The organism is Actinomadura sp. 7K534, assembly GCF_004348575.1.
GTDB classification, from domain to species: Bacteria; Actinomycetota; Actinomycetes; order Streptosporangiales; family Streptosporangiaceae; genus Spirillospora; species Spirillospora livida.
This window is the reverse complement of the sequence record NZ_SMKB01000104.1, coordinates 1-24,326: the sequence shown is the minus strand read 5'-3', so window position 1 is coordinate 24,326 and position 24,326 is coordinate 1. Positions and strand designations below refer to the sequence as shown.

Sequence of the window (24,326 nt, the reverse complement as noted above, 5' to 3'; positions counted from 1 at the left end):
TGGTTTAAAGGGCCGCCCAGGGGGGGTGGGGGGGGCATTGGCGGCGCAGGTCCAGGGCGATTTCGAGGCCGAGGGTGTGGGCGTGGTCGACGAAGGCGTCGAAGTCGGCCAGGGTGCCCAGGTCGGGGTGGACGGCGTCGTGGCCGCCGTCGGGTGAGCCGATGGCCCAGGGGGAGCCGGGGTCGTAGGGTCCGGCGTCCAGGGTGTTGTTGGGTCCTTTGCGGTGGGTGGTGCCGATGGGGTGGATGGGTGGGAGGTAGACCACGTCGAAGCCCATGTCGGCGATCGCGGGCAGGCGTTCGGCGGCGGTGCGGAAGGTGCCGGAGGTGGGGCCGCGGCGGCCCATCGGGTCGAAGGCGGCGCCTTGGGAGCGGGGGAAGAACTCGTACCACGCGCCGAACAGCGCACGCCGCCGGTGCACCGTCAGCGGGTACCACTCGCCCAGGGTCAGCAGGTCCCGCAGCGGATGCCGCTCCAGCACATCCGCCACATCCGGTTCCCCGGCGGCGGCGAGCCGTTCGAGGATGTCCGCGTCCTCGTCCGACATGACGCGCATGAGGCGGGCCAGCGTGCGCCGGTCCTCGGGGGACGCGCCCCGCGCGGCACGCCTGAACAGCGCGATGCCCTCCGTGAGCATCAGCTCGGCGTCCTGGCCGCGGGGCACCTTGATCTGGGCGTCGTGCCACCAGTGCGCGATCGGATCGCCCCACGCCTCCACCCGGAACGACCACGACCCCACCCGCGTCGGCGTCACCTCCGCCGACCACCGGTCCAGCCCCTCACCGACCTCGGCCATCCGCCGGCCGGGCAGCTCCTCGCCCTCCGGCGTCCGCAGCACCACCGCCGCGCCCAGCATCTCGTGCCCCTCACGGAACACCGTCGCCGACACCTCGACCGTCTCACCCACCACCGCCTTGGCCGGCCACCTGCCGCAACCCACCACCGGCGCCACGTCCAGAATCGGGATGCGCCCGAGTTCCGATTCCAGCTTCACCTGCATGTGCCGCTCCCGCGCGTCGGCGATGCCGGGGCACCGCGCCCCGCGCTCCAAGGCATCCATGCCCCGTCCGCAACTTCCGGCCATCAGCGCCACCACAAGATCACGTAAAGAGATCCCCCGCGCGTTCCCGTCTGCCGCGGATGCCCGTTCCACGGCGCGGCGGGGCGTTCGGCGGTGCGTGCTCAGGGTGCCGTGCTCAGTGGGGCGCGGTGGACGCGAGCGCCTCGCGGGCGGTCGCGACGTCCGGGGCGATCGCGACCCGGCGCTGCAGGCCCGCCACGTCCGAGACCCGCCGGACGATGCCGCGCGGCGGCAGCACCACCCACATCGGGACGCCCACCTCGGTCGCCCGCATCTGGGACCGCGTGATCACGTTGAGGCCGTTGCTGTCGCAGAACGTGCAGCCGGTGAGGTCGAGGATCAGGGCCGGCGTCCCGGAGGCAAGCAGCCGCTCGGCCTGCCGGAGGATCGCGTCGCCGTTGCTGAGGTCCACCTCGGCCGGGAACGTCAGCGTCCCGCACGTCCGCGTGATCTCCACTCGCGCCACACCGAGATCCATGCTTCGCCCCAACGCCGGTCCCTCACCTGGATGACAACGGGGGGTACCTCACTGCGACTGTAAGCCCCGGGACCGGACGGAACCTTCAAGAGACGGTCAAGTCTCGGGCGGTGGTCCGCCATATCCCCGCCGATCCTGTTCATCGTTAATAGATCCTGTTTTGTCGCATTCAGGCGGCTGTTCGCCCGCGCCGCCCGCCCGCGCCGCGCTCTTCGCGGGCCGCTGCCCCAAGGATCATCCTCTTTCCTGAAATTTCCCTGAGGGGAGACGAACCGGACGCTGAGTGGTCCGGCCACCGCACCGCCGGACGGGGCGGGGCATCGCGTCGCCTGCCCGGCGGAGCCGCATCGCTTTGTCGCGGCAAACCCCTATATTTCACCCCGTGGACTGCTAACTTCGCGATCGGGGGGAGCCGGGATGAGTACGGATCCAGTGGTCATCGACGGCGGCGACCGCTCCTGCGTGCGCCTCCTGCTGGAGCTGCGCGGCCGCATCGCGGACATGGCCCCCGGCACGGTCGTCCACCTGATCGCCGGCGATCCGGCCGCCCCGATCGACCTCCCCGCCTGGTGCCACCTGACCGGTCACACCTACCTCGGCCCGCTCGACGGCGCCGCGTCCCCCACCTACGCCCTCCAGGTGACGGCGGCCCCTACCCCGACCTCCCCGGAGTCGCCCTGGCGGCCCCGCTGAGCGGGTCGCTCGCGAACCGCACCGCACCGCGCTGCGAGACGGCCGGACGCCCGCCCCGTCCGGCGACCGTCCTGTGACCACGGCCTCGTGGCCGCCGTCGGCGGGGCGCCGCGTTGTCGGTGGCGCGTGCGAAGCTGAGCACGTGAGCGCCGAAGAGGAGCGTGCCGGAGTCCGGCTGACCAACCTCGACCAGCCCCTGTTCGAGGGCGCCGGGGCAACCAAGCGCGACCTGGTCGACTACCTGGACGCCGTCGCCGGCCGCATCCTCCCGCAGCTCGCGGGGCGGCCGCTGTCGGTCAAGCGCGTGCTGCGGGGCCAGAAGCCCTTCATGCAGAAGAACCTCCCGAAGTACACCCCGTCCTGGGTGCCGCGCGTGACGGTGTGGGCGGAGTCGTCCCGGCGCGAGGTGTCGTACGCGCTGTGCGACGACCGCCGCACGCTGCTCTGGTTCGCCAACCAGCGCGCCGTCGAGTACCACCCGCCCCTCTTCCGCGACGGCGCATGGGACCGGCCGACGCACCTGGTCATCGACATCGACCCGCCCGCCCCGGACGACTTCGGCGCCGCCGTCCGCGCCGCCCGCCTCGTCCGGTCGGCGATGGACGCCTCCGGGCTGGCCGGGGCCGTCAAGACCAGCGGCGCGAAGGGCGTCCACGTGTTCGTGCCGCTGGACGGCCGCGCGCCCGCCGACGACGTGGCCGCCGCCACCCGTGCCCTCGCGGCCCGCGCCGAGCGCCTCGACCCGGACTTCGCCACCACGGCCTTCATCCGCGAGGACCGCGGCGGCAAGGTGTTCCTCGACTCCACCCGCGCCGGCGGGGCGACCGTCGTGGCCGCCTACAGCCCGCGGATCCGCCCCGGCACGCCGGTCTCGTTCCCCGTGCCGTGGGACGACCTCGACGGCGTCGCCCCCGCCGACTTCACCGTCCGGAACGCCGCGGGCCTGCTCGCGGACCGCGACCCGTGGACCGAGCTCATGCCGTCCCCGCAGGCACTCCCGCCCGGCCTGATCGAGGAGGGCCACACCATCCCGGTCGCGCGGGTGCAGGCCATGCACGAGGGAAAGCGCCGGGCCCGCGCCCGCCGCGCCACCTGAGAAACGGCCCGCCCGAAACGGCGAGGCGAACGAAAACCGCGCCGATCCCGCTGTTTCCCCGGCCTTTCGCGCCGGGCGGCCGGGGAAACGAACGAGACGGCGGTCCCCTCTCAGGAATTCAGAATGACCGGCAGTTCACGGTGGCCATTCGATATGAACGATTCCACCTGGCGCAGTTCACCCGGGTCGACGGCGAGGGCCATATCGGGGAAGCGGCCGAACAGCGCCGGAAGGGAGATCTCGGCCTCCATCCGCGCGAGGTGCTTGCCCACGCAGAAGTGCGCGCCGTAGCCGAACGAGAGGTGCTCCTTGTCGGCGCGGGCGATGTCGAACGCGTCGGCGTCGTCGCCGTGCAGGGCGCGGTCGCGCCCGGCCGCGGCGTACGCGGCCAGGATCGCCTCGCCCTTCCGGATCGTCACCCCGCCGACCTCGATGTCCTGGACGGCGTAGCGCAGCGGGAGGTTCGCCACGGGCGCCTGCCAGCGCAGCGTCTCCTCGATCACCTCGTCCCACGGCACCTCGCCGGACCGGACCCGCGCGTACTGCTCCGGGTACGTCAGCATCGCGAGGATCGCCTGGTCGAGCAGGTTCACGGTGGTCTCGTGCCCGGCGGAGATCATCAGGATCAGGGTGTCCACGAGCTCGTTCTCGCTGAGCCGCGAGCCCTCCTCGTCCCGCGCGGAGATCAGGACGCCGGCCAGGTCGTCGGCGGGCTCGCGGCGCCGGAACTCGACGAGGTCCTGGAGGATGCCGTACATCTCCTGCTGGTTGGCGAGGGACTGCTCGGCCGTCAGCGCCGTGTTGAACACGCCGTCCACGCAGCGGCGCAGGCTCGGCCGGGTCTCGTCCGGGACGCCGAACAGCCGGCAGATCACCTCGATCGGCAGCGGGTAGGCGAACTCCTCGCGCAGGTCGGCCCGCCCGCCCGGCGCCGCCGCCAGCGCCGCGACGAGGTCCCGGGTGATCTCCGCCACGGCCGGCCGCAGCGCCTCGGTGCGCCGCGGGGTGAACGCCCGCGAGATGATCGTGCGGAGCCGGCGGTGGTCGTCGCCGTAGGCGGTGAACATGTTCTGCACCGACACCCACAGGGCCAGCGGCCAGTCCGGCGGGATCTCGCCGTCGATCCACGCGGCCCAGTGCAGGTTCGGGTTCTTCGACACCATCGGATCGGCCAGCAGGCCCTTGAGCTCCTCCTGCCCCGTCACCGCCCACGCGGCCACGCCGCCGGGGAGTTCCACCGGAGTCACCGGCCCCCTTTCCCGCAGTTTCGCGGCCTCCCCCTGCACATCGGCGCCCGTGGGGTCGAGGACGTACGGATTCTCCATTGGATCTCTCCAGAGGTCGGGACGGAGCGCGCCCTGAATGGCGGCGTGTGAAAGGCAACGCTGCCAACGTAGGTCCCGGCCCGCGCCTCCGGCTAGATCAACTCGGGGAATTGATCGGCGAATTCATTTCGGCCATTACCTAAATGGCGGCCCGGAAATCCTCGGGCGAGAGGGGCTCGCCGTGCGCGTGCTCGGTGAAGCGGCTCGCCGCCGGGATGTCCGGCTCCCCGGGCACGCCGGTCCCGCCGGGCCGCGCCGGCTCGCCCCAGCCGTGCCCGGGGGACACGACGTTGTCGGGCGGCGCCTCGGCGGCAGTGCCGTACAGGTAGGAGCCGAGTCCGATCAGCAGGCGCTGCACGTCCTGCTGCGGCCGGACGACCAGCCGCACGAACTGGCTCGTGGACCCCAGCTTGTTGCCGCACTCGCGGATGAACACGCCGTGGTGGGAGATCAGGTGGTCGCGCAGCGCGACGCCGTCCCGGCCGTCCGGGAGCTTGATCATGATGAAGTTGCCCTGCGACGGGAAGACCTTCAGCCCCGGCAGCGCCGCGAGCTGCTGCGCCATCATCATCCGGTCCCGGGACAGCAGCCGCAGGCTCTCCCGGTACTCCGCGCCGTGCTCGCGCAGCAGGAACACCACGACCTCGGCGAAGGAGTTCAGGTTCCACTTCGGCAGCGCCGCCCGGACCGTCTGCGCCAGCGCGGGGTTCGCCACCATGTAGCCGAACCGGATGCCGTGCAGGCCGAAGTTCTTGCCGAGGCTCTTCAGCACGACCACGTTGGGTCGGATGCGCGCCTCGTCGGCGACGCTGGTGTGCGGCTCGGCGTCCACGAAGTCGAGGAACGACTCGTCCACCACGACCAGGTCCAGGTCGATGAGCAGGTCCAGCAGCCGGACGATCTCGCGCCGCGGGACGTAGCCGCCGTCGGGGTTGTTCGGGTTGCAGACGACCGCGACCCGCGACCCGCGGGCGCGGACGAAGTGCACGAACGCGTCCACGTCGAACTCGAAGCCCCGCATCTCCTGGAGCTGGAACATGTCGACGCGCTTGCCGGTCTCCATCGGCTGGTCCGTCCAGCGGCCGAACGTCGGGATCGGCGTGGCGAGGCTCTCCCGGACCAGCAGGTGGTCGATCCAGGTGATCAGCTCCGTGGACCCGTTGCCCATCACCACGGTCTGCGGGTTGTGCCCGAGCACCGAGCACAGCTCGGCGGTGATCGTGTCGGCGTCGCTCGGGTAGTACTTGAGGATCTGCTCCATGGCCCCCGCGAGCTGGGAGAACATCCCGGGCGTCGGGAAGTAGGGGTTGCAGGGGATGCAGAAGTCGACCAGGTCCTGCCGCCCCGACGACGCCCGCTGCAGGGCGAGGAAGGACGGGCTGTGCGCGTTCTTGCGCAGCAGGCTCGGATCGATCGAGTCCGTTGACACGGAAGGTGCTCCTCGCGCGCAGGGACGTCGCCGTGGCCGGGAGGCGGCGTCCGACCGGTGTCGTCCGCTGGCCGGGTCCGGTTGGTGCCCGCCCGCCAGAGGTACGGCCCCGCCCCCGCACGGGTTCAGCGCGCCCCGGCGTCCCGGCCGGCGTCCCGGCGCCCGGCGTCGCCCGTCAGCGCCGGCCGGTGTCGGCCTCCAGCAGCCTGCGCAGCTCGCCGGCCGCGTCCGGCGCGAGCGCGGCGAACCGTTCCCGGTACAGGGCGGTGGACTCGGCGGAGGGCCAGCCATCCGGGAGGTGCTCGGCGGGCAGCCCCGGGTCGGTGCGCAGCACCTGCAGCCAGTCGGCGCCGAGGAGGGTGAGGCGGGTCAGCGGACGCCCCGCCGCCCCGCGGTCGGGCGTCCAGGTGGCGACGAACGACTCGTGTTCGGCGCGGATGGCGCCGACGTCCCAGGCCCGGTGCAGGAGCCTCGGCACGTCGGTGCCCTCCACCGGGACGGAGTAGAACCCGTCGGCCAGCTCGGCCAGCCCGGCGAACTCCGGGCCCTGGAAGATGGCGGCGATGTCGACGCGGCCGGGCGCGATCCACAGCCCATCGCGCAGCCCGCCGAACCCCGCCCAGATCAGCCGGGCGCGGATCTGGTGGCGCAGGTCGCGGCGGCTCTCCGGCATCGAGTAGCTGAGCAGCGTCCACTCGCCGTCCGGGTGGGTGAACGGCGCCGGGGAGTCGACCCGGGGCTTGGCCTCGCGGAGCAGGTCCTCGGCCCACGGGGTGAGGGAGAACCGGGCGGTGCGGCCCTCCCGGGTCCGGGCGAGCAGGCCCTTGCGCGTCATCCGCGCGAGCGTGGCGCGCGCGGCCGCCTCCGCCACCCCGAGGTCGGCGAGCAGGTGCAGGAAGACCCGGGAGCTGATCGGCGGGTACCCGCGGTCGAGGACGAGCGAGCCGAGGAAGCTGAACAGCAGCTGCTGCGGGGCGCGAACGCGCGGCCGCGGGTTCGGGGACGCGTCCTGCACGGCGGTCATCCCTCGTCCTCTCGTCGTCCTCAGGGCAGATTATTCGATGAAATCCTGACGCGCGACAGTTTTCAATCAAGCATCTTCCTGGCGGGGCGCCGCCCACGTGCCGGTCAGGTGTCCGTATGATGGACATCCGACGGGCGTGCGAGCGGCGAGGGGATGATCGATGCCACGGGAAGGCACCGGACCGGATTTCATCGAGGCCCTGGCCCGGGGCCTCGACGTCATCACCGCCTTCGAGCCGCGGCGGCCCGTGATGTCACTGGCGCAGGTCGCCGAGGCCGCCGGCCTGGCCCGGCCGACCGCCCGCCGCATCCTGCTGACCCTCCGCGAACTCGGCTACGTGCGCGTCGAGGACGGAGGATACGCCCTCACCCCCCGCGTGCTCGACCTCGGTGTCTCCTATGTCCGTTCGATGGGGCTGTGGGACGTCGCCCGCCCGCACATGGAGCGCCTCGTCGAGCGGACCGGCGAGTCGTGCTCGATCGCGCAGCTCGACGGGTCCGACATCGTGTACGTCGCCCGCGTCGCCGTTCCGAAGATCGTCGCGCTGACGGTGCAGATCGGGACGCGCTTCCCGGCCCTGCAGACCTCGCTGGGCAAGGTCCAGCTCGCCGCGCTGGACCCCGCGGAGGTCGACCGGATCCTGGCCGAGCCGACCCGCTCCGGCCTGGAGCCGCGCGTCCGGCCGTCCCGGGAGGAGCGGGACGCGGAGCTTCGCGAGGTCCGGGCGCGCGGGTGGGCGATGACCGACGAGCAGCTCGCCCGCGGCATCCGCTCGGTGGCGGCACCGCTGCGGGACGGCTCCGGGAAGGTCATCGCGGGCATCAACGTCAACACCCACGCCGCCGAGACGCCCGTCGAGCGGCTGCTGGAGGAGCACCTGCCGCTGCTGCTGCACACGGCGGGGGAGATCAGCGCCGACTTCGCGCGGCTGGAGACCGTCCCGCAGGTCACCCGCCCGGCCGCGGGATGAGCACGATCCGGCCCTCGGCCGCGCCGGCGGCCTGCCGCCGCCACGCCGCCGCCGCGTCGGCGAGCGGGACGGTCTCGTGCGCGACCGACAGCTCCCCGGCCGCGGCCCGCGCGGCGACGAACCCGATCGCCGCGGCCCGCTGCTCGGCCGTCAGCTCGTTGTTGGTGTAGCCGAGGATCCGCAGCGACCTGCCGCGGAGGGTGGCGGACTCGATCGGGCACGTCTCGCCCGCCGAGCCGCCCAGGTTGACGAGCCGCCCGCCGGGGCGCAGCGCCAGCGCGGCGGCCGCGGCCGGGGCGCCGAACAGCGGGTCGAGCACCAGGTCGGCCGGACCGTCCGCGGCGGCGGCGAACCGGCGGGCCAGCTCGCGGACGTCGCCGGTATCGAGCGCGACGACCGCGTCCGCCCCGGCCCGCTCCGCGCGCTCCAGCGCGGCCGGGGAGCGCGCGCCCGCAACGACCCGCCGCGCGCCCGCGATCCGGGCGAGCCGCACCGCCGCCTGCCCGACGACGCCGCCCGCGCCGAGCACGATGACCTGCTCGCCCGCGGCCAGCTCGCCGCGCATCGTGAGCGCCATGTGCGCGGCGACCGCGGAGAGCCCGAGCGCGGCCAGCGCCACCGGGTCGGTGCCGTCCGGCAGCGCGACGAGCTCCGGCTCCGGGACGGCCGCGACCTCCGCCATGCTCCCGTCGCCCGCCGCCATCCCGGCCGGGGTCGGGAACCACACCGTCCGGCCGCCCGCGGTCCCCACGCCCTGGACGCCCGGCACGTACGGCGTCGCGGGCCGCCCGAAGTAGGACGTGCCCGTGGCGCACAGCAGGTCGAGCGGCGTGACGGGCGCGGCGAGGACGTCCACCAGCACCTCGCCGTCCCGGGGGACGGGCGTATCCCGCTCCGCCACCTCGGGCGGCCGGCCGTACTCGCGGATCTCGGCGGCGCGCACGGTCAGGTCGCGATGTCGGGGTAGGGGAGCGTCATGTGCGAGAGCTTCCGCGCGTACTCCAGCTGGAACCCGAGCGGCTCGTCGTAGTCGCGCTCGAACATGGCGATGAACAGCGTCAGCGTGAGGAACGGGTGCGCGCCCAGCTCGAACAGCTTCGGGTAGTCGTGCGCGGCGAGGGCGGCCCGCTCGGCGTCCTCGAAGCGCAGCCAGGTGCTGGACTCGGCGCCGTGGCAGTTGAGGATGCGGTTGGCCTGCTCCGCCTCCCACCACGCCACCGTCGCCTCCGGCTCGTCCCGGTAGCGCTCGACCAGGGCGGGGTCGCGGTCGACGGTGAAGAGGAACTTGTTCAGCAGGTACTTGCTCACTTGCCCGCTCCGTTCGGGTACCAGGTGAAGTACGCCTCCATCGTGTGGAACAGGTCGTAGGTGTCGACGTAGTCGGCCTTCCGGCCCTCGCCCGCGACGCCCATCATCAGCATGAAGTCCATGAACCCGTGGGTGGCGTTGCCGGGGGCGTGCAGGCTGTCGAGCGTCACCTCCGACAGGCAGCCCTCGATGTCGCCGGTGGAGATCCACTCGACGGCCTTCGCGTCGAACTCGGGGTCGGGGCCGTGCGGGCCGAACTGGCGCGGGCCGCCGAGCTCCAGCGACAGGTGCCCGGTGCCGATGATCGCGACCCGCTGGTTCCCGGGCCACGACTCGACCAGCTCCCGGATCGTCCTGCCGAGCTGGACGAACCGCTTCGGCCGCGGCAGCGGCGGCGCGAAGATGTTGGTGTAGACGGGCACGATCGGCAAGTCGTTCTGCGGGCGCAGCGTGATGATCGGGCACGTGATCGAGTGGTCGATGCGCAGCTCGTTGGAGAACGCCAGGTCGAAGCCCGCGTCGATGCCCTCCCGCAGGAGGTACGCCGACAGGTCCTCCTGCCCCTTCATCACCATCCGGGGCAGCCCGAACTCGCGCTCCTCGTTGTACCAGTTCGCGTCGTAGAAGGGCGCCTTGCCGATGAGGAACTGCGGCATGTTGTCCAGCCACAGCTGGTGGAAGTGGTCGGACCCGACCATCACCAGGACGTCGGGGCGGGCCCTGGTGAGCGTCTCGCGGAACGCCTCGACCTTGCGGACCCATTCGTCGGCGAAGCCGGGGCGGTCCTCCCCGGTCGCCGTGCTCGCTCGGTGGTAGAAGGGGTGGTGGGTCGAGGCGATCACAGCGACCAGTTCAGCCATGACGGTCTCCGGGGGAGTAGGGGTCGGGGGCGACGGACCGGTTGTTGAGGTCCACCGACAGGAAGATCTCGTTGCCGACCGGGCGGCGCAGCTCCTCGGCGAGCTGCCCGATGAGCCCGGCGGTGCGGGCCAGCAGCGCGAACCCGCGCAGCAGCTCCAGCGGCAGCCCGAGGTCGGCGAGCGCGGCGCCGCACACCCCGGCGCCGTTCAGCGGCAGCTTCTTGCCGAGCACCTCGGGGTGGACGCGGCCGATCGCGGCGAACAGCGACAGGTGCGGCCCGAACAGCCCCTCCTCGGCGGCGATCCGCATCAGCCTGGGGGTCCGCGGGTCGCCGTCCTTGTGGACGTGGTGGCCGAGGCCGGGGACGAACCGCTTCGCCTCGCGTTCCGCGCGGACGGTCCGCAGCGCGAGCGCGTCCCACTCCGCGTCGGTGGCCGGGGGGCCGCCGTCCACCGCTTCCAGCACGCCGTGCAGGAACCGCCCGGTGTCCTCGGTGACGCCGAGGAACCGGGAGCCGCCGCCGAGCAGCCCGGCGGCGAGGGCGCCCTGCACCGAGTCGGGCGCCGACAGGTACGTGAGGCGGGTGACGATCGCGGTCGGGGTGAATCCGTGGTCGGCGAGCGCGGCGAGGACGGCCTCGAACACGCGGGTCTCGCCCGGCTCCGGCCGCCGCTGCGCCGCGAGCCAGAACGCCAGCTCGCCGAAGCCGACCTCGCCCATCACGTCCTCGGCGAGGTCGTGCCCCAGCAGGGTGATCTTTTCCCGGCTGGACGCGCCGAGCGCGGTCGGGTACTCGGGCCGCTCAGCCACGGTCGTCCCCCTGCGGCCTCTCGTGTGGCCGGGCGAGCCATTTGCGCAGCTCCGCGCCGTGCTCGTCCAGCTCCGGCGGCGGCAGCCGGTACGTCGCGGGGGTGCGGGAGAAGCGGATGGGGTGCCGGGTGGTCGGCACGGCGTGGTCGCCCTCGCCGACCACGACGACCGGGTCCAGCTCGAACCGCTCCGCCATCGCGAACCCGCCGTCGATCGTGTTGATCGGCCCGCTCGGCACGCCGGCCTCCACCAGCAGGTCGAACCACTCGACGGCGCCGCGCAGCCGCAGCCGCTCGACCAGGATCGGGCGGAGCTCGGCGCGGTTGGCGGTCCGGGCGGCGTTGGTCGCGAAGCGCGGGTCGTCGGGGACGTCCGGGACGCCGAGGACCTCGCACAGCCTGCGGAACTGCCGGTCGTTGGCCGCCGTGACGATGAGGTCGTTGTCGGCGGTCGGGAGCGGCTCGTAGGGGAACACGCTCGGGTGCGCGTTGCCCATCCGGTACGGGACGGTGTCGCCCGCGACGTACGCCGAGCTGTGGTTGACCAGCCCGGTCAGCGCGGACGACAGCAGGTTCACCTCGACGAGCTGCCCTTCGCCGGTCGCGTCGCGGTGCCGCAGCGCCGCGAGGATGCCGATCGCGGCGTGGTTGCCCGCCATCACGTCGAACACCGAGATCCCGGCCCGGTAGGGCGGGCCGTCCGGGTCGCCGGTCAGGCTCATCAGCCCGGAGATCGCCTGCACCATCAGGTCGTAGCCGGGGACGTCGCGCCCCGCCCCGGACCCGAACCCGGTGATCGAGCTGTAGACGATGCCGGGGTTGGCGGCGCGCACCGAGTCGTAGTCGAGGCCGAACCTGCCGAGGCCGCCCGGCTTGAAGTTCTCGATCAGCACGTCCGCGCGGCGGGCCAGCTCCCGGGCGGCCGCGGCGTCGTCCTCGTTCCGCAGGTCGAGGGCGATGGAGCGCTTGCCCCGGTTGATGCCGAGGTAGTAGGTCGACACGTCGCCGCGCGCGGGCGGCGTCCAGGTGCGGGTGTCGTCGCCCCCCGGGCCCTCCACCTTGACCACTTCGGCGCCCAGGTCGGCCAGCAGCATCGTGGCGTAGGGCCCGGCGAGGATCCGGGAGAAGTCCGCCACCAGCACCCCCGACAGGGGGCCGCCCGGCCCTTCGCGCGCGGTGTCGTCCGTCATCCGGCTCCTTGTCGCTCGGTCTCTCGTCCGATGGGCGGACGCTCGTCCGCACTCCCGATTGTGCCACGGCGATATCGAACCTGGTCAAGTGGTTGACACTTTGACTATCGCTCGAAAGAGTGGCCACAAGCAGGTTTGACCGTACAGCGGACATTAGTCCGTGACTGCTCCGGGGTGAGTGTCCCGAAGGACGAGGAGTGCGAGCGATGCCGAACACGACGAGCGAGTTCGAGCCGGGCCGTCCCGTGGTGCTGCGCGGCGGCATGGTCCTGCCGATGACCGAAGGGCGCGAGGTCCTCGACCGCGCCGACGTCCTCGTCACCGGAGAGACGATCACCGCGGTCGGCCCGGACCTCCAGGTGCCGGAGGGCACCGCGGAGATCGACGCGTCCGGCGGCATCGTCATGCCCGGGATGATCGACACCCACCGGCACATGTGGCAGACCGCGATGCGCGGCTACGGCGCCGACTGGACGCTGACCCAGTACTTCGTCTGGTACTACCTGGAGCACGGCAAGCGGTTCCGGCCCGACGACATCCACGCCGGCAACGTGCTCGCGGCCCTGGAGGCCATCGAGGCCGGAGTCACCACGGTCGTCGACTGGTCGCACGGCCTGCAGACCCTCGACCACGCAGACGCCGCCGTGGACGCGCTGCGCTCGGTCCCCGGGCGGTTCGTCCTCGCCTACGGCAACATCCAGGCGCCGCCCGCCGAGTGGACCGGCACCCCCGAGTTCCGCGACTTCGCCGGCAAGCTCATCGGCGGCGACATGCTCGGCTTCCAGCTCGCGTTCGACGTGGTCGGCGACCCCTCCTTCCCGGAGAAGCCCGCCTTCGAGGTCGCCCGCGACCTGGGCGCCCCCGTCACCACCCACGCCGGGGTGTGGGGCGCGACCAGCGACGAGGGCATCAAGCAGATGCACGACCACGGGTTCATGACGCCCGAGACGGTGTACGTGCACGCCGCGTCGCTGTCGGCCGACTCCTACCACCGGATCGCGGCCACCGGCGGCTCCATCTCCGTCTCCACCGAGAGCGAGCAGAGCGCCGGGCAGGGCTATCCGCCCACCTGGGTCCTGCGCGAGCACGACATCCCGGTGTCGCTGTCGATGGACACGAGCGTCTGGTGGAGCGGCGACCTGTTCTCCGCCATGCGGACCACGCTCGGCGCCGACCGCTGCCGCATGCACCTGGAGGCGCACAACAGGGGCGACACCGTCACGCACTGCAACCTGCGCGCCGACCAGGTCGTCGAGTGGGCCACCCGCGGCGGCGCCCGCGCGATCGGCCGCGACGACCTCGGCACCCTCGCACCGGGCAAGAAGGCCGACGTCGTCCTGATCAAGAACGACGACTCGCCGGTGTCGTTCCCCGTGCTCAACCCCTACGGGCACGTCGCGTTCCAGGCCCAGCGCGGCGACGTCCACACCGTCCTGGTGAACGGGCGCGTCGTCAAGCACGACCACCGCCTGGTGGACGTCGACCTCGCCGCCGCGCGCCGCGAGGTCGAGGCCACGGTCGAGTACCTGCGCTCGTCGATGGGCGAGCAGGCCTGGGCGGACGGCATGAACCCCGACGTCCCGGAGACCAAGATCCTCGACAACCCGTACACGTACACCGACTACCGCAGCGCCCAGACCCGGACGCGCTGACCCGGATGCGCTGACCCGGACGCGCTGACCCCGGACCAGGGGGAACGCGCCGGCTCCGCGGCCTCGGAGGGGAGGCCGCGGGGCCGGCGGCTCGGTATGGCGGGGGAGCGGTCAGCCCCAGACCTCTTCGGCGGTCTCGGCGATGAGGCGCAGCTTCGCCGCCTGCTCCTCGGCGCTCAGCACGTTGCCCTCCACGGTGGAGGAGAAGCCGCACTGCGGCGACAGGCAGATCTGGTCGAGCGGGACGTGCCGCGCCGCCTCGTCGATGCGGCGCTTCAGGTCGTCCTTGGACTCCAGCTCGCCGCGCTTGGTCGTCACCAGGCCGAGCACGACCATCTTGCCCGGCGGGACGAAGCGGAGCGGCTCGAAGCCGCCCGACCGCTCGTCGTCGAACTCCAGGAAGAACCCGTCGACCTCCAGCTCGCCGAACAGGGCCTCGGCGACGAAGTCGTAGCCGCCCTCGGCCGTCCAGGACGAGCGGAAGTTGCCCCGGCACATGTGGGTGGTGACGTTCATGCCCTCGGGGCGCCCGGCCAGCGAGGCGTTGATCTGCCGGATGTAGCGCAGGTGGAGGTGCTCGGCGTCGTCGCCGCGCTCCTTGATCATGGCCCGCTGCGCGGGGTCGTTGAGGTAGGCGAGGCTCGTGTCGTCGAGCTGGAGGTACCGGCAGCCCAGCTCGCCGAGCCGCTTCACCTGCTCGGCGTAGGCGGCGGCCAGGTCGGCCCAGAACTCCTCGATCTCGGGGTAGACCTTCGGGTCGATCGACGCCGGCCCGCCCCGGTAGTGGACCATGTTCGGCGACGGGATCGTCAGCTTCGGCGTCACCCCGTCCCCGGCGGCGTCCCGCAGGAACGCGAAGTGGTCCGCGAAGATCGTGTGCTCCAGCCGGACCTTGTCGTGCACGCTCAGCGCGGCCGTGCTGAACTCGATGTCCCCGGCCTCGTTGTGGAACTGGACCTTGATCTTCTCGTCCGCCGGGCTGATCCCGCCGAGCTGGTAGATGAAGTCCATGTGCCACGAGGTGCGGCGGAACTCGCCGTCGGTGGCCGACCGCAGCCCGGCCTCGCGCTGCATCCGGACCGCGTCGCGGACGGCGGCGTCCTCCACCTCGGCGAGCCGGGCGGCGTCGATGCGCCCCTGCGCATGATCGTCCCGCGCGGCCAGCAGTTCGGGCGGCCGCAGCAGGCTGCCGACGTGGTCGGCCCGGAACGGCGGCTTGGTTCGCACGGACAAGGCTTGCTCCTTCTGCGGGGGTGACTCGGACGCTGCCAATCTAGGCACTGCCGCGACTGCGATCAATCATTTGCCGAAGATGCGTCCGACCTCAGTGATCGCGCGCCGGCCCGGCACGGCGCGCGGCGTCCCGCCCCGGCTCAGTCCGCAGTGGCCGGCGCGGCCGCCACCTCGCGCGCCTCCCGCTCGACCTGCGCGAACTCCGCGGCCATCGCCTCGGCGAGCGCCTTGGCGGCCGACAGCGGCCGGACCATGACCGTGAGCTCCTCGACCAGGCCCGCGTCGTTCGTCCGCAGGAAGTCGCAGCCGCTGATCGTGAGGTCGCCGACCTTGGCCTCGAACAGCAGGGCGTGGTCGCGGCCGTCGCTGATCTCGCGGGTGTAGCGGATGCCGGCGAAGACCCGCAGCACCGCGCGCAGGATCGCCGCGGTGACCGGTTTGCCGGAGTACGGCTTGAAGACGACGGGGCTGGTGAACACGACGTCGTCCGCCAGCATGGCCTCGATCGCGTCGCGATCGCCGGCCTCCGCCGCCGCTCGGAAGGGATGCATCTACTCTTCTCACCTTGTAGTCATATTGTTGACTAACCAGTAGCGAGAATAACGGCAGGTGGGCGCCGGGCGCCACCGGCCGCGGCACCCCTCACCGCGGGGTCACCGACCACGGTCCCGGCGGACATGCCCGAAGAATGCGGCTCGGGGATGATTAAGCGCGGTGCAGTGGGTAGGACGTCTCCTTCGCTGCCCCGAGCACGGTGAGGTCGAGTTCGCCCATGACGAGCCAGGAGCCCGGCCGTCCCGCCTCCCTCGACGACGTCAAGGGCTGGTTCCCCGAGACCGACCAGCGGCTGTTCACCTGGTTCCTGGAACGCCAGGACCAGCTCGGGGAGTCCGGCGACCTGGTGGAGCTCGGCTCCTACCTCGGCAAGAGCGCCATCCTGATGGGGCGCCACCTGCGGGACGGCGAGACCTTCACGGTGTGCGACCTGTTCGACTCCGACGCGTCGGACGACCCGAACCGGGCGGAGATGGCCAGGTCCTACGCCACGCTGACCCGCGCGGCCTTCGAGGAGAACTACCGCGCCTTCCACGACCGGCTGCCGGAGATCGTCCAGGGGCCGACCTCCTCGATCCTGGACCACGTCCAGCCCGAGTCGTGCCGGTTCGTGCACGTGGACGCGTCCCACCTGTACGAGCACGTGCACGGCGACATCCGGGCCGCGCAGGTCATGCTCCGCCCCGGCGGCGTGATCGTCTGCGACGACTACCGGTCCGAGCACACGCCGGGCGTCTCGGCGGCCGTCTGGGAGGCGGTGATCACCGGCGGCCTCCGGCCGGTCTGCATCACCCCGATGAAGCTCTACGGGACGTGGGGCGACACCGGTCCCGTGCAGGACGACCTCCTGAACTGGCTGGAGAAGCAGGAGGACGTGTGGCACGAGGTCCAGCAGGTCGCCGGGCGCCGCCTCGTCCGGGTCAAGAAGAAGCGCGCGAAGAAGCCCGACAAGCACAAGGAGAAGGTGCGCCGGCTTGAGGGGCGCCTCGCGGCGGCGGAGGAGAGCCTCGCCGAGACGCGGCACCTGCTCGCCTCCGTCCGCGGCTCGGCGAGCTTCCGGGTCGGCCGGGCGGTGACCGCCCTCCCCAGGGCGATGCGCGGCGTCCGCCGCCGGTAGCGCGGAACCCTGTCCGGAACCTAGAACACGTTCTAGTATCGGTCGCATGCGCCATGGCATCGTGCTCTTCACAAGTGACAGGGGCATCACGCCCGCCGCCGCCGCGAAGGCCGCAGAGGAGAACGGGTTCCACACGTTCTACGTCCCCGAGCACACGCACATCCCGGTCAAGCGCGAGGCCGCGCATCCCGGCACGGGCGACGCGTCGCTCCCGGACGACCGGTACATGCGCACGCTGGACCCCTGGGTCTCGCTGGCGTCCGCGGTCACCGTCACCTCCACCATCCGGCTCGCCACCGCCGTCGCGCTGCCCGTGGAGTCCGACCCGATCACCCTCGCCAAGGCCATCGCCACGCTCGACCACCTCTCCGGCGGGCGGGTGACGGTCGGCGCCGGGTTCGGCTGGAACACCGACGAGCTCGCGGACCACGGCGTCCCCGCCGGGAAGCGGCGGACGGTGCTGCGGGAGTACGTGGAGGCGATGCGGGCGCTGTGGACGCAGGAGCAGGCGTCCTACGCCGGGGAGTTCGTCTCGTTCGGCCCGTCCTGGGCCTGGCCGAAGCCGGTCCAGGCACACGTGCCGCTGCTGATCGGCGCCGGCGGCGGGCCGAAGACGTTCGCGTGGATCGCCGCCAGCGCCGACGGCTGGATGACGACCCCCACCGAGCGCGACATCCTGCAGAAGACCGCCGCACTGCAGGCGGCCTGGGAGGACGCGGGCCGTGCCGGACGCCCGGAGATCTCCGTCCTGGCCACCATGCGCCCCTCCGCCGAGGACATCGCGGTCTGGGAGGAGGCGGGCGTCACCGAGATCATGTGGGGCCTCCCGGACAAGCCCGAGGACGAGGTCGCCGCCTTCCTCGCCCGGCACGCGAAGCGCCTCGGCCTCTGACCGGCCGCCGCCGCCCTTCAGCGGGCGGGGCCGTCCGCGGCGAGCGGGTCGTGGCCGGGCGGTGACCCGGCCGCACCTCTCCCGGTAGCGCGTTCCCCGGACGACGGCGGCGGGAACCACAGGACGAACGTGCTGCCGGCGTCCGGGGCGGAGAACAGCCGCACGTGGCCGTTGTGCGCCTCCACGATGCTCCGCACGATCGCCAGCCCGAGCCCGGTCCGGCGGTCCCGGGAGCGGCGCGACTCCGAGCCGCGCCAGAAGCGGTCGAACACGCGGTCCTGGTCGTCGGCGCGGATGCCGGGCCCGGCATCCCGGACCGCGATCCACTGCCAGCCGCCGGCCCGCCCGGCCGCGACGGTGATCGCGGTTCCGGCGGGCGCCAGCCGCACCGCGTTGGACAGCAGGTTGGACACGGCGCGGCGCAGCGCGTCGTGGTCGCCGATCAGCGCGAGCCCGGGCGGCAGCCGCCGCTCGATGCCGACCTCCCGCGCCGCCGCGAGCGCGCCGAACTCCTCGGCGGCCTCGCCCGCCACGGCGCCGAGGTCGACGTCGGCGTCCTCCAGCGCCGGGGCGGAGCGGCGCGCGGTGGCGAGCAGGTCCTCCACCAGCCGCGTCATCCGGGTGGTGGCGCGGTCGACGACCTGGACGGCGCGGCGGCGGTCCGCGTCGCTCGCGTCGGGCTCGCTGAGCACGGTGTCGACGTTGGCGCGGATGATCGCCAGCGGGCTGCGCAGCTCGTGGGAGGCGTCGTCGATGAGCCGCCGCTGCGCGCGGAACGCGGCGTCGAGCCGGTCGAGCATGGAGTCGATGGTGTCGGACAGCTCGCGCAGCTCGTCCCGGGGCCCCGCCAGCCGGATCCGGCGCGACAGGTCGGTCGCCTGGATCTCCTCGGCGGCGCGCGCGATCTCGGCGACCGGCTTGAGCGCCCGCCCCGACAGCACCCACCCGATGCCGAGGCTCGCCACGAACAGCCCGCCCAGCATGATCATCGAGTAGCGCCGGAGGGTCTGCTGCGTCTCGTAGTTGACGGCCTCCTCGACCTGCTGGACCTTGACGACCTGGACCTCGCCCAGGCTCTGCTGGCTGCCGTCCGGCATCTGGACGACCTTCTCCGCGCGGAACGTCTTGGTGATCGGCTGCGCCTCGGTGCTGCGCGCCACCGCCAGGTAGACGGTGCCCAGCACCACGGCCGTGAGGAAGAAGAGCAGGGTCGAGTACATGACCGTGAGCCGGAACCGGATCGAGTGCACCGGGCCCAGCCTCCGCCAGGCCCGCGCCGACCGGCCGCCCGTCCCGCGCGCGTCCGTTCCGGGGGCGGTCACGACGGCCCCGCGTCCGCGGCGGGCACCCCGGCCGTCCCGGTGTCGCGGAGCCGGTAGCCGTGCCGCACGACGGTCTCGATGACCTGCGTCCCGTCCGGCGCGGCGAGCTTGCGGCGCAGCGTCCCGACGGTGACCCGGACCGTGTTGGTGAAGGGGTCGGCGTTCTCGTCCCAGACGTGCTCCAGCAGCTCCTCCGCGGAGACGACCTGCCCGGGACGGCTCATCAGGTACCGCAGGACGGCGAACTCCTTCGGCGTGAGGTGCAGCGACCGCTCCGCGCGGAACGCCTCGCGGCGCGCGGTGTCCAGCCGCAGCTCGCCGACCGTCCACACCGCCGACCCGCCGCCGCTGTCGCGGCGCAGCAGCGCCCGGACGCGCGCCAGCAGCTCCGGGAACGCGAACGGCTTGACCAGGTAGTCGTCGGCGCCCTCGTCCAGGCCGCGCACCCGGTCGGCGAGCCGGTCCCGCGCGGTGAGCATGAGGATCCGCAGGTCGGCGCCGCTCTCCCCGGCCAGCCGGCCGCTGCGGATCGCGCGGCACAGGTCGAACCCGTCGCCGTCGGGCAGCGCGAGGTCCAGGACCATCAGGTCGTAGGCCGAGGCGTAGAGCTTGTGCGTCGCCCCCTCCAGGTCGTAGGCGACGTCGACCGCGTAGCCGGCGCGGACGAGCCCGTAGCGCAGCGCCTCGACCAGGTCCTCCTCGTCCTCCACCACCAGCACCCGCATCCGGGCCGCCACCTTTCTGGTACTTCGCGCCCAGTCGTCACTCCGAACGTACGCGGCTCGGGCGGCGGTGGTGGCCTTCCGGACGTGCGGTCAGCGCACCAGCCGCAGGGCGCCCTCCCGCGCCCGGTCCGCGGGGATCGCGAACCCGATGCCGATCGAGCCGCCGCCCCCGCCGCGCATCAGCGTCGCGATCGCGGTGTTCACCCCGATGACCTCGCCGCGCGCGTTGACCAGCGGCCCGCCGGAGTTCCCGGGGTTGATGGACGCGTCGGTCTGCACGGCGGTGCTCGCGCCGCCGCCCTCGCCCAGCCGCACCTGCCGGTTCAGCGCGCTGACGATGCCGCTGGTGACCGTGCCCTGCAGGCCCAGCGGGGAGCCGAGCGCGATGACCGGGTCGCCGACGCGCACGTCCGAGAAGCGGCTGAACGTCAGCGGCGCCGGGGCCTGCGCGGCCGGGATCGCCAGCACCGCCAGGTCGAGGGCGCGGTCGGTGCCCACCAGGCGCGCCCGGACCCGCCGCTGGTCGGCCAGCACCACGGTGACCCGGCCGCCGCCCTCGACGACGTGCGCGTTCGTCAGCACGTGGCCCCGCCGGTCGATGACGAACCCGGAGCCGGTGCCCTGCGCGCCCGCGGCCCGCACCTCGATCGACACCACGCTCGCCTGCACCCGCGCCGCGACGTCGCTGAGGCCGCCCTGCACCGGCCCGGCGTCGGACTGCTGCAGCGCCGTGGACTCCGGCGTGTTCGCGGTCAGCCGCCCGGTGACGCCCCCGGCCGCGCCACCGGCGAGCAGCGCCGCGATGACGGCCGCGACGACCAGGCCGGGGCCCCTGCGCCCGCGGTGCGGGTCCCCGTGGTTCGGGCCGGCGTAGTCGGGGGTGCCGTAGTCCGGGACGCCGTAGTCCGGCCGGCCGCGTTCGGGGAGCGCCCACGGGTCGGCCGGCGGCGGACGCCTGAACGGATCTTCCTGCGGCCACGTACGAGTGGGCGGAGGGGACAGGAAGTCGGGGCCGCGGGGGTCGCCCAGGCCGTACCGGACCTCGTCCCGGAGGTCGTACTGCGTCGTGCTCTGGCCCATGCCGTACCGGGAGTCCGCCTGCGGTGGATAGCTCATGAGGCTCCTCAAGTTCATTTCCCACTAGTGAGTACTCCGCTCCGCTGCGTTTCGTTCAGGGAAAGGGGGTGCCGGGAGGGCCGCGTCTCCGCGCCGGCTCACGGCAGGCGCGAGAACCACAGCAGCGACGCCGCCGCGACCGCGCACGACAGCAGCAGGCCGGCCCCGATGAACCACGTCCAGACCTCCCGCCGCTCCGTGCGGTAGCCGATGCTGCCGCCGATGTCCGCGTACACCCCGCGCAGCTCGTCGCCGGAGGCGGCCTCGTAGAACCGTCCGCCGGTGTCCTGCGCCAGCCGCTCCAGCGCGGGACCGTCGACCGGCACCGGGATCATCTGCCCGTTCTGCACCATGAAGCCCCCGGGCGTTCCGTAGGCGATCGTCGACACCGGGACGCCGGTCTCCGCGGCGCGCCGGACCGCCTCCCCGGGCTCGCGGCCCGCGGTGTTGGTGCCGTCGGACAGCAGCACGATCCGCGCGGGCGGCGCCTCCGTCCCGAACTGCGCCCCGAACCCGGCGATGGCGTCCAGCGAGGCGAGCACCCCCTCGCCGATCGCCGTGCGGGGGCCGAGCCGCAGCCCGTCGATGCCGGCGCCCAGGGCCCGGCGGTCCGTGGTCGGCGGGACGACGACCGCGGCGGTCCCGGAGAACGACACGAGGCCCACGTTGAAGCGGTCCGGCACCCGCTCCAGGAACGTCCTGGCGGCCCGCTTCGCCCCCTCCAGCCGGTTCGGCTCGACGTCCGTCGCCCGCATGGAGTGCGACACGTCGAGCGCGAGGACGATCGTCGCCTGCTCGCGCGGCACCCGCACGTCCGCGGCCGGGCGCGCGAAGCCGGTGACGAACAGGCCGACCATCAGCAGGAACGCCGCCGCGGGCAGGTGCCGGCGCCAGCCGGGCCGGGCGGGCGCGACCCGGTCGAGCAGCGCCAGGTTCGTGAACCGCACCGCGTACCGGCCGCGCCGCACCTGCATCACCGCGTACGCGGCGACCAGGACGGGCAGCGCCAGCAACAGCAGCAGGCGGACCGGTTCGAGGAAGCTCACGGCGCACCTCCCGCGCCGGCCGCGGCGGTGCGGCGCTGCGCCAGGACGTGCCGGACGAGGTCGCGCACCCAGTCCCCGTCGGTGCGCAGCCGCAGGTGCGCCGCGCCCGCCCGCCGCAGCCCCGCCGCGATCTCCCGGCGCTGCGCCGCGGCGGCCGCCGCGTACCGCTCGCGCAGCCGCCGCCCGGCGGTGGGCACCTCGCGCCTGCGCCCCGTCTCCGGGTCGACGAGCGTGAGCATGCCCACGTCCGGCAGCGTCAGCTCCCGGGGGTCGACGACCTCCACGGCGAGGAGCTGGTGCCGCGCCCCCAGCAGCCGGAGCGGGCGCTGCCACGCGTCCACCGGCTCCAGGAAGTCGGAGACCACCACGGCCAGGCCGCGGCCCCTGCCCGCCGTGCGCCGCAGCAGCCCGGCCGCCGCGCCGAACGGCGCGTCGCCGCGCCCGCCTACGCCGCGCGGCGCCGCCAGCAGCGCGCCGAGCAGGGCGAGCAGGTGCGCCCGCCCCGCGCGGGCCGGGAACCGCTGGATCCCGGTGTCGTGGACGATCTGCGCGCCCAGCCGGTTGCCGGTCCGCTCGGTGAGGAACCCGACCGCCGCGGCGGCGAACACGGCCAGGTCCCGCTTCTCCAGGCGCCCGGTGCCGAAGTCCATGCTGGCGGTGGCGTCCACCAGGACCCAGGTCTCCAGCTCCCGGTCGGCGACGCGGTCGCGCACGTGCGGCGCGGTCATGCGGGCGGTGAGGTTCCAGTCCATGGTGCGCACGTCGTCGCCGGCGAGGTACTCGCGGCCCTCCGCGGGCTCCGACCCCGGGCCCGGCAGCAGGCCGAGGTGGTCGCCCTGGAGCAGCCCGTCCAGGCGGCGCGTGACCGTCAGCTCCAGCCGCCGCAGGGCGTGCTCGGGCGCCAGGTCGCGCAGGCCGGGCCCGTTCACGCCGCCCTGCCGTTCGCGCCGTCCGGCCCGCCCGCGGTGCCCGGTCCGCCCGCGGTGCCCGGCTCGCCGTCGCGGCCGTCCCCCTCGACGGCCGCCTCGATCGGCGCGACCCGCGGGGCCGGGACGGCGGCCACGATCCCGTCGACCATCGACCGCGTCGCGACACCGTCGGCGAGCGCGTCGAACGACGGCACCAGCCGGTGCGCGATCACGTCCCCGGCCAGGTCCCGCACGTCGCCCGGCAGCACGTACTCGCGCCCGCGCAGCAGGGCCAGCGCCCGCCCGGCCGCGATCAGCCCGAGCGACGCGCGCGGCCCGGCCCCGTACGCGAGCATCCCCGCCATCTGGGGGACGCCGTGCCGCACCGGGTCGCGGGTGGCCGCCACCAGCCGCACCGCGTACCGCGCGACCTCGTCGTGGACGAAGACCTCCGCGGCCGCGTCCCGCAGCGCGGCCACCTCGCCGGTGCCGAGGACGCGGCCCGCCGCGGGCGGCCGCGTCCCCATCCGGTACACGACCGCCAGCTCCTGCTCCTCGGTCGGGTACCCGACGTCGATCTTCAGCAGGAACCGGTCGCGCTGCGCCTCGGGCAGCTGGTACACGCCCTCGGACTCGATCGGGTTCTGGGTGGCCAGCACCAGGAAGGGCGACGGCATCTCGAATGTGCGGCCGCCGATGCTGACCTGGCGCTCCGCCATCACCTCCAGCAGCGCCGACTGCACCTTCGCCGGGGCGCGGTTGATCTCGTCCGCGAGCACCACGTTCGCCATCACCGGCCCGGGCTCGACGTCGAAACTCTCCGTGGAGGGCCGGTAGACGCGGGTGCCGACGATGTCGGCGGGCACCAGGTCCGGGGTGAACTGCAGCCGGGTGAACGTCCCGCCGACGACCGTGGCGAGCGTCCGCGCGGCCAGGGTCTTGGCGACGCCCGGCACGCCCTCCAGCAGGCAGTGGCCGCCCGCCAGGACCGCGACGAGCATCCGCTCCAGCATCGCGTCCTGCCCGACGATGACCCGCTTGACCTCGAACAGGGCCCGCTCCGCGAGCGCGCTCGCCGGCGGCCGGGCGCGGACGGCGTCGAGCCCGCCGCTCACCGGGTGCCCTCGGCCACGGCCGCGCCGCCGTCCGTGCCGCCCTTGCCGGGGCAGTCCCGGCCCGGGGTGCCTGCGTGGGAGACCTTGTGTTCGACGATCTGCAGTCTCGTATGGACCGGACCGGGTTCCGGCCCGGCGGCGAGCGCCGCGCCGGCGGCGGCGACCGTGCCCGCTCCGGCCAGTCCCGCCGCCACCATGAGCATCTTCGTGCGTCGGCCGAGTGCCATGCTCCGCTTCCCCCTGCTCCGTCGTGATCGTGCTGCCGGGGCGACCCGGCTTCGCGTCCGCCGTCCGGGCGGCACACGACGAGCACAGCAAGTGAGGGCGAAAGCGGACTTAAGGAAGCCGGAGAGGCCGGGGGAGGGGGGTGCGGTCACCGCC

General features: G+C 73.5%; 25 protein-coding genes. 6 read left to right on the top strand and 19 right to left on the bottom strand.

Features of this window, described 5'->3' with window-relative positions; genetic code table 11:
• Positions 1-4: 4 nt before the first annotated feature.
• Positions 5-1,060, bottom strand: a complete 1,056-nt coding sequence (locus E1266_RS20640; RefSeq protein WP_243718651.1) for a maltotransferase domain-containing protein — start codon at positions 1,058-1,060, stop codon at positions 5-7.
• A gap of 136 nt (positions 1,061-1,196) precedes the next feature.
• Positions 1,197-1,559 (bottom strand): STAS domain-containing protein, encoded by a 363-nt coding sequence (locus E1266_RS20635; protein ID WP_132049355.1) that lies wholly within the window; start codon positions 1,557-1,559, stop codon positions 1,197-1,199.
• Positions 1,560-1,976: 417 nt separating this feature from the next.
• On the opposite strand from E1266_RS20635, the gene E1266_RS20630 reads away from it, so the two are divergent.
• Together E1266_RS20630 and E1266_RS20625 are read left to right on the top strand one after the other, a co-directional pair.
• Positions 1,977-2,252: a sulfurtransferase TusA family protein gene (locus tag E1266_RS20630; RefSeq protein ID WP_132049353.1), complete on the top strand. Its 276-nt coding sequence runs from the start codon at positions 1,977-1,979 to the stop codon at positions 2,250-2,252.
• 142 nt (positions 2,253-2,394) lie between these two features.
• On the top strand, positions 2,395-3,348 hold the full coding sequence (locus E1266_RS20625; RefSeq protein ID WP_132049351.1) for an ATP-dependent DNA ligase: 954 nt from the start codon (positions 2,395-2,397) through the stop codon (positions 3,346-3,348).
• 110 nt (positions 3,349-3,458) lie between these two features.
• On the opposite strand, the gene E1266_RS20620 is transcribed toward E1266_RS20625, so the two are convergent.
• The 3 genes from E1266_RS20620 to E1266_RS20610 form a co-directional block, all read right to left on the bottom strand.
• Entirely contained in the window at positions 3,459-4,673 is a 1,215-nt protein-coding gene (locus E1266_RS20620) for a cytochrome P450 (RefSeq protein ID WP_132049348.1), read from the bottom strand.
• Positions 4,674-4,812: 139 nt separating this feature from the next.
• Positions 4,813-6,102 carry a histidinol-phosphate transaminase gene (locus E1266_RS20615; RefSeq protein WP_132049346.1) on the bottom strand — a complete coding sequence of 430 codons (1,290 nt, stop codon included), beginning with the start codon at positions 6,100-6,102 and terminating at the stop codon, positions 4,813-4,815.
• A gap of 175 nt (positions 6,103-6,277) precedes the next feature.
• Positions 6,278-7,126 (bottom strand): PaaX family transcriptional regulator C-terminal domain-containing protein, encoded by an 849-nt coding sequence (locus E1266_RS20610; protein ID WP_132049344.1) that lies wholly within the window; start codon positions 7,124-7,126, stop codon positions 6,278-6,280.
• A 160-nt stretch (positions 7,127-7,286) separates the two neighbouring features.
• On the opposite strand from E1266_RS20610, the gene E1266_RS20605 reads away from it, so the two are divergent.
• Complete coding sequence (locus tag E1266_RS20605; RefSeq protein ID WP_132049342.1) at positions 7,287-8,096, top strand: IclR family transcriptional regulator C-terminal domain-containing protein; 810 nt, start codon at positions 7,287-7,289, stop codon at positions 8,094-8,096.
• Here E1266_RS20605 and E1266_RS20600 read toward each other — a convergent pair.
• Genes E1266_RS20600 through E1266_RS20580 form a run of 5 tightly spaced genes read right to left on the bottom strand, consistent with a single transcriptional unit; the run spans position 8,074 to position 12,264 of the window.
• Positions 8,074-9,039 (bottom strand): zinc-binding alcohol dehydrogenase family protein, encoded by a 966-nt coding sequence (locus E1266_RS20600; protein WP_132049340.1) that lies wholly within the window; start codon positions 9,037-9,039, stop codon positions 8,074-8,076. The two genes, E1266_RS20605 and E1266_RS20600, sit on opposite strands and share 23 nt — an antisense overlap.
• Before the next feature lie 2 nt (positions 9,040-9,041).
• On the bottom strand, positions 9,042-9,404 hold the full coding sequence (locus E1266_RS20595) for a hypothetical protein (protein WP_132049338.1): 363 nt from the start codon (positions 9,402-9,404) through the stop codon (positions 9,042-9,044).
• Positions 9,401-10,264, bottom strand: a complete 864-nt coding sequence (locus tag E1266_RS20590; protein WP_132049336.1) for an extradiol ring-cleavage dioxygenase — start codon at positions 10,262-10,264, stop codon at positions 9,401-9,403. Before E1266_RS20590 ends, E1266_RS20595 begins: the two co-directional genes overlap by 4 nt.
• The gene (locus E1266_RS20585; RefSeq protein WP_132049334.1) at positions 10,257-11,075 is read right to left on the bottom strand and encodes a citryl-CoA lyase; all 819 of its coding nucleotides are present in this window, start codon (positions 11,073-11,075) and stop codon (positions 10,257-10,259) included. The genes E1266_RS20590 and E1266_RS20585 overlap by 8 nt, the downstream gene beginning before the upstream one ends.
• Positions 11,068-12,264: a CoA transferase gene (locus tag E1266_RS20580; RefSeq protein ID WP_132049332.1), complete on the bottom strand. Its 1,197-nt coding sequence runs from the start codon at positions 12,262-12,264 to the stop codon at positions 11,068-11,070. The genes E1266_RS20585 and E1266_RS20580 overlap by 8 nt, the downstream gene beginning before the upstream one ends.
• Positions 12,265-12,470: 206 nt before the next feature.
• Between E1266_RS20580 and E1266_RS20575 the strand changes: the two genes are divergently transcribed.
• Positions 12,471-13,916, top strand: a complete 1,446-nt coding sequence (locus E1266_RS20575; protein ID WP_132049330.1) for an amidohydrolase family protein — start codon at positions 12,471-12,473, stop codon at positions 13,914-13,916.
• A gap of 111 nt (positions 13,917-14,027) precedes the next feature.
• Here the strand turns inward: E1266_RS20575 and E1266_RS20570 are convergent, their stop codons facing one another.
• Positions 14,028-15,143 carry a 5-methyltetrahydropteroyltriglutamate--homocysteine S-methyltransferase gene (locus tag E1266_RS20570; protein WP_243718653.1) on the bottom strand — a complete coding sequence of 372 codons (1,116 nt, stop codon included), beginning with the start codon at positions 15,141-15,143 and terminating at the stop codon, positions 14,028-14,030.
• A 146-nt stretch (positions 15,144-15,289) separates the two neighbouring features.
• Positions 15,290-15,700 carry a nuclear transport factor 2 family protein gene (locus E1266_RS20565; protein WP_132049326.1) on the bottom strand — a complete coding sequence of 137 codons (411 nt, stop codon included), beginning with the start codon at positions 15,698-15,700 and terminating at the stop codon, positions 15,290-15,292.
• Positions 15,701-15,921: 221 nt separating this feature from the next.
• Here E1266_RS20565 and E1266_RS20560 point away from each other — a divergent pair, with 221 nt between their 5' ends.
• Positions 15,922-16,821, top strand: coding sequence for a class I SAM-dependent methyltransferase (locus E1266_RS20560; protein ID WP_132049324.1), 900 nt, complete (start codon positions 15,922-15,924; stop codon positions 16,819-16,821).
• A gap of 46 nt (positions 16,822-16,867) precedes the next feature.
• Positions 16,868-17,713 (top strand): LLM class F420-dependent oxidoreductase, encoded by an 846-nt coding sequence (locus E1266_RS20555; protein WP_132049322.1) that lies wholly within the window; start codon positions 16,868-16,870, stop codon positions 17,711-17,713.
• A gap of 17 nt (positions 17,714-17,730) precedes the next feature.
• Here the strand turns inward: E1266_RS20555 and E1266_RS20550 are convergent, their stop codons facing one another.
• The 7 genes from E1266_RS20550 to E1266_RS20520 form a co-directional block, all read right to left on the bottom strand.
• Positions 17,731-19,035 carry a HAMP domain-containing sensor histidine kinase gene (locus E1266_RS20550; RefSeq protein ID WP_207945788.1) on the bottom strand — a complete coding sequence of 435 codons (1,305 nt, stop codon included), beginning with the start codon at positions 19,033-19,035 and terminating at the stop codon, positions 17,731-17,733.
• Positions 19,032-19,760 (bottom strand): response regulator transcription factor, encoded by a 729-nt coding sequence (locus tag E1266_RS20545; RefSeq protein WP_165966145.1) that lies wholly within the window; start codon positions 19,758-19,760, stop codon positions 19,032-19,034. Before E1266_RS20545 ends, E1266_RS20550 begins: the two co-directional genes overlap by 4 nt.
• Before the next feature lie 90 nt (positions 19,761-19,850).
• Positions 19,851-20,876 carry a trypsin-like peptidase domain-containing protein gene (locus E1266_RS20540; RefSeq protein ID WP_207945786.1) on the bottom strand — a complete coding sequence of 342 codons (1,026 nt, stop codon included), beginning with the start codon at positions 20,874-20,876 and terminating at the stop codon, positions 19,851-19,853.
• A 98-nt stretch (positions 20,877-20,974) separates the two neighbouring features.
• Positions 20,975-21,922, bottom strand: a complete 948-nt coding sequence (locus E1266_RS20535) for a VWA domain-containing protein (RefSeq protein ID WP_132049320.1) — start codon at positions 21,920-21,922, stop codon at positions 20,975-20,977.
• Complete coding sequence (locus tag E1266_RS20530) at positions 21,919-22,851, bottom strand: DUF58 domain-containing protein (RefSeq protein ID WP_132049318.1); 933 nt, start codon at positions 22,849-22,851, stop codon at positions 21,919-21,921. Before E1266_RS20530 ends, E1266_RS20535 begins: the two co-directional genes overlap by 4 nt.
• Positions 22,848-23,945 carry a MoxR family ATPase gene (locus E1266_RS20525; RefSeq protein WP_243718649.1) on the bottom strand — a complete coding sequence of 366 codons (1,098 nt, stop codon included), beginning with the start codon at positions 23,943-23,945 and terminating at the stop codon, positions 22,848-22,850. Before E1266_RS20525 ends, E1266_RS20530 begins: the two co-directional genes overlap by 4 nt.
• A complete protein-coding gene (locus tag E1266_RS20520; protein ID WP_132049316.1) occupies positions 23,942-24,172 on the bottom strand; it encodes a hypothetical protein in 231 nt (76 codons plus the stop codon). The genes E1266_RS20525 and E1266_RS20520 overlap by 4 nt, the downstream gene beginning before the upstream one ends.
• Positions 24,173-24,326: the final 154 nt, after the last annotated feature.

Excerpts from the sequence above, each read along its gene's own strand:
- E1266_RS20620 (WP_132049348.1), bottom strand. The coding sequence starts at position 4,673 with ATGGAGAATCCGTACGTCCTCGACCCCACGGGCGCCGATGTGCAGGGG.
- E1266_RS20630 (WP_132049353.1), top strand. The coding sequence starts at position 1,977 with ATGAGTACGGATCCAGTGGTCATCGACGGCGGCGACCGCTCCTGCGTG.
- E1266_RS20555 (WP_132049322.1), top strand. The coding sequence starts at position 16,868 with ATGCGCCATGGCATCGTGCTCTTCACAAGTGACAGGGGCATCACGCCC.
- E1266_RS20540 (WP_207945786.1), bottom strand. The coding sequence starts at position 20,876 with ATGAGCTATCCACCGCAGGCGGACTCCCGGTACGGCATGGGCCAGAGC.
- E1266_RS20640 (WP_243718651.1), bottom strand. The coding sequence starts at position 1,060 with ATGGATGCCTTGGAGCGCGGGGCGCGGTGCCCCGGCATCGCCGACGCG.
- E1266_RS20575 (WP_132049330.1), top strand. The coding sequence starts at position 12,471 with ATGCCGAACACGACGAGCGAGTTCGAGCCGGGCCGTCCCGTGGTGCTG.
- E1266_RS20580 (WP_132049332.1), bottom strand. The coding sequence starts at position 12,264 with ATGACGGACGACACCGCGCGCGAAGGGCCGGGCGGCCCCCTGTCGGGG.
- E1266_RS20560 (WP_132049324.1), top strand. The coding sequence starts at position 15,922 with ATGACGAGCCAGGAGCCCGGCCGTCCCGCCTCCCTCGACGACGTCAAG.
- E1266_RS20610 (WP_132049344.1), bottom strand. The coding sequence starts at position 7,126 with ATGACCGCCGTGCAGGACGCGTCCCCGAACCCGCGGCCGCGCGTTCGC.
- E1266_RS20565 (WP_132049326.1), bottom strand. The coding sequence starts at position 15,700 with ATGCATCCCTTCCGAGCGGCGGCGGAGGCCGGCGATCGCGACGCGATC.
- E1266_RS20545 (WP_165966145.1), bottom strand. The coding sequence starts at position 19,760 with ATGCGGGTGCTGGTGGTGGAGGACGAGGAGGACCTGGTCGAGGCGCTG.
- E1266_RS20520 (WP_132049316.1), bottom strand. The coding sequence starts at position 24,172 with ATGGCACTCGGCCGACGCACGAAGATGCTCATGGTGGCGGCGGGACTG.
- E1266_RS20635 (WP_132049355.1), bottom strand. The coding sequence starts at position 1,559 with ATGGATCTCGGTGTGGCGCGAGTGGAGATCACGCGGACGTGCGGGACG.
- E1266_RS20605 (WP_132049342.1), top strand. The coding sequence starts at position 7,287 with ATGCCACGGGAAGGCACCGGACCGGATTTCATCGAGGCCCTGGCCCGG.
- E1266_RS20590 (WP_132049336.1), bottom strand. The coding sequence starts at position 10,264 with ATGGCTGAACTGGTCGCTGTGATCGCCTCGACCCACCACCCCTTCTAC.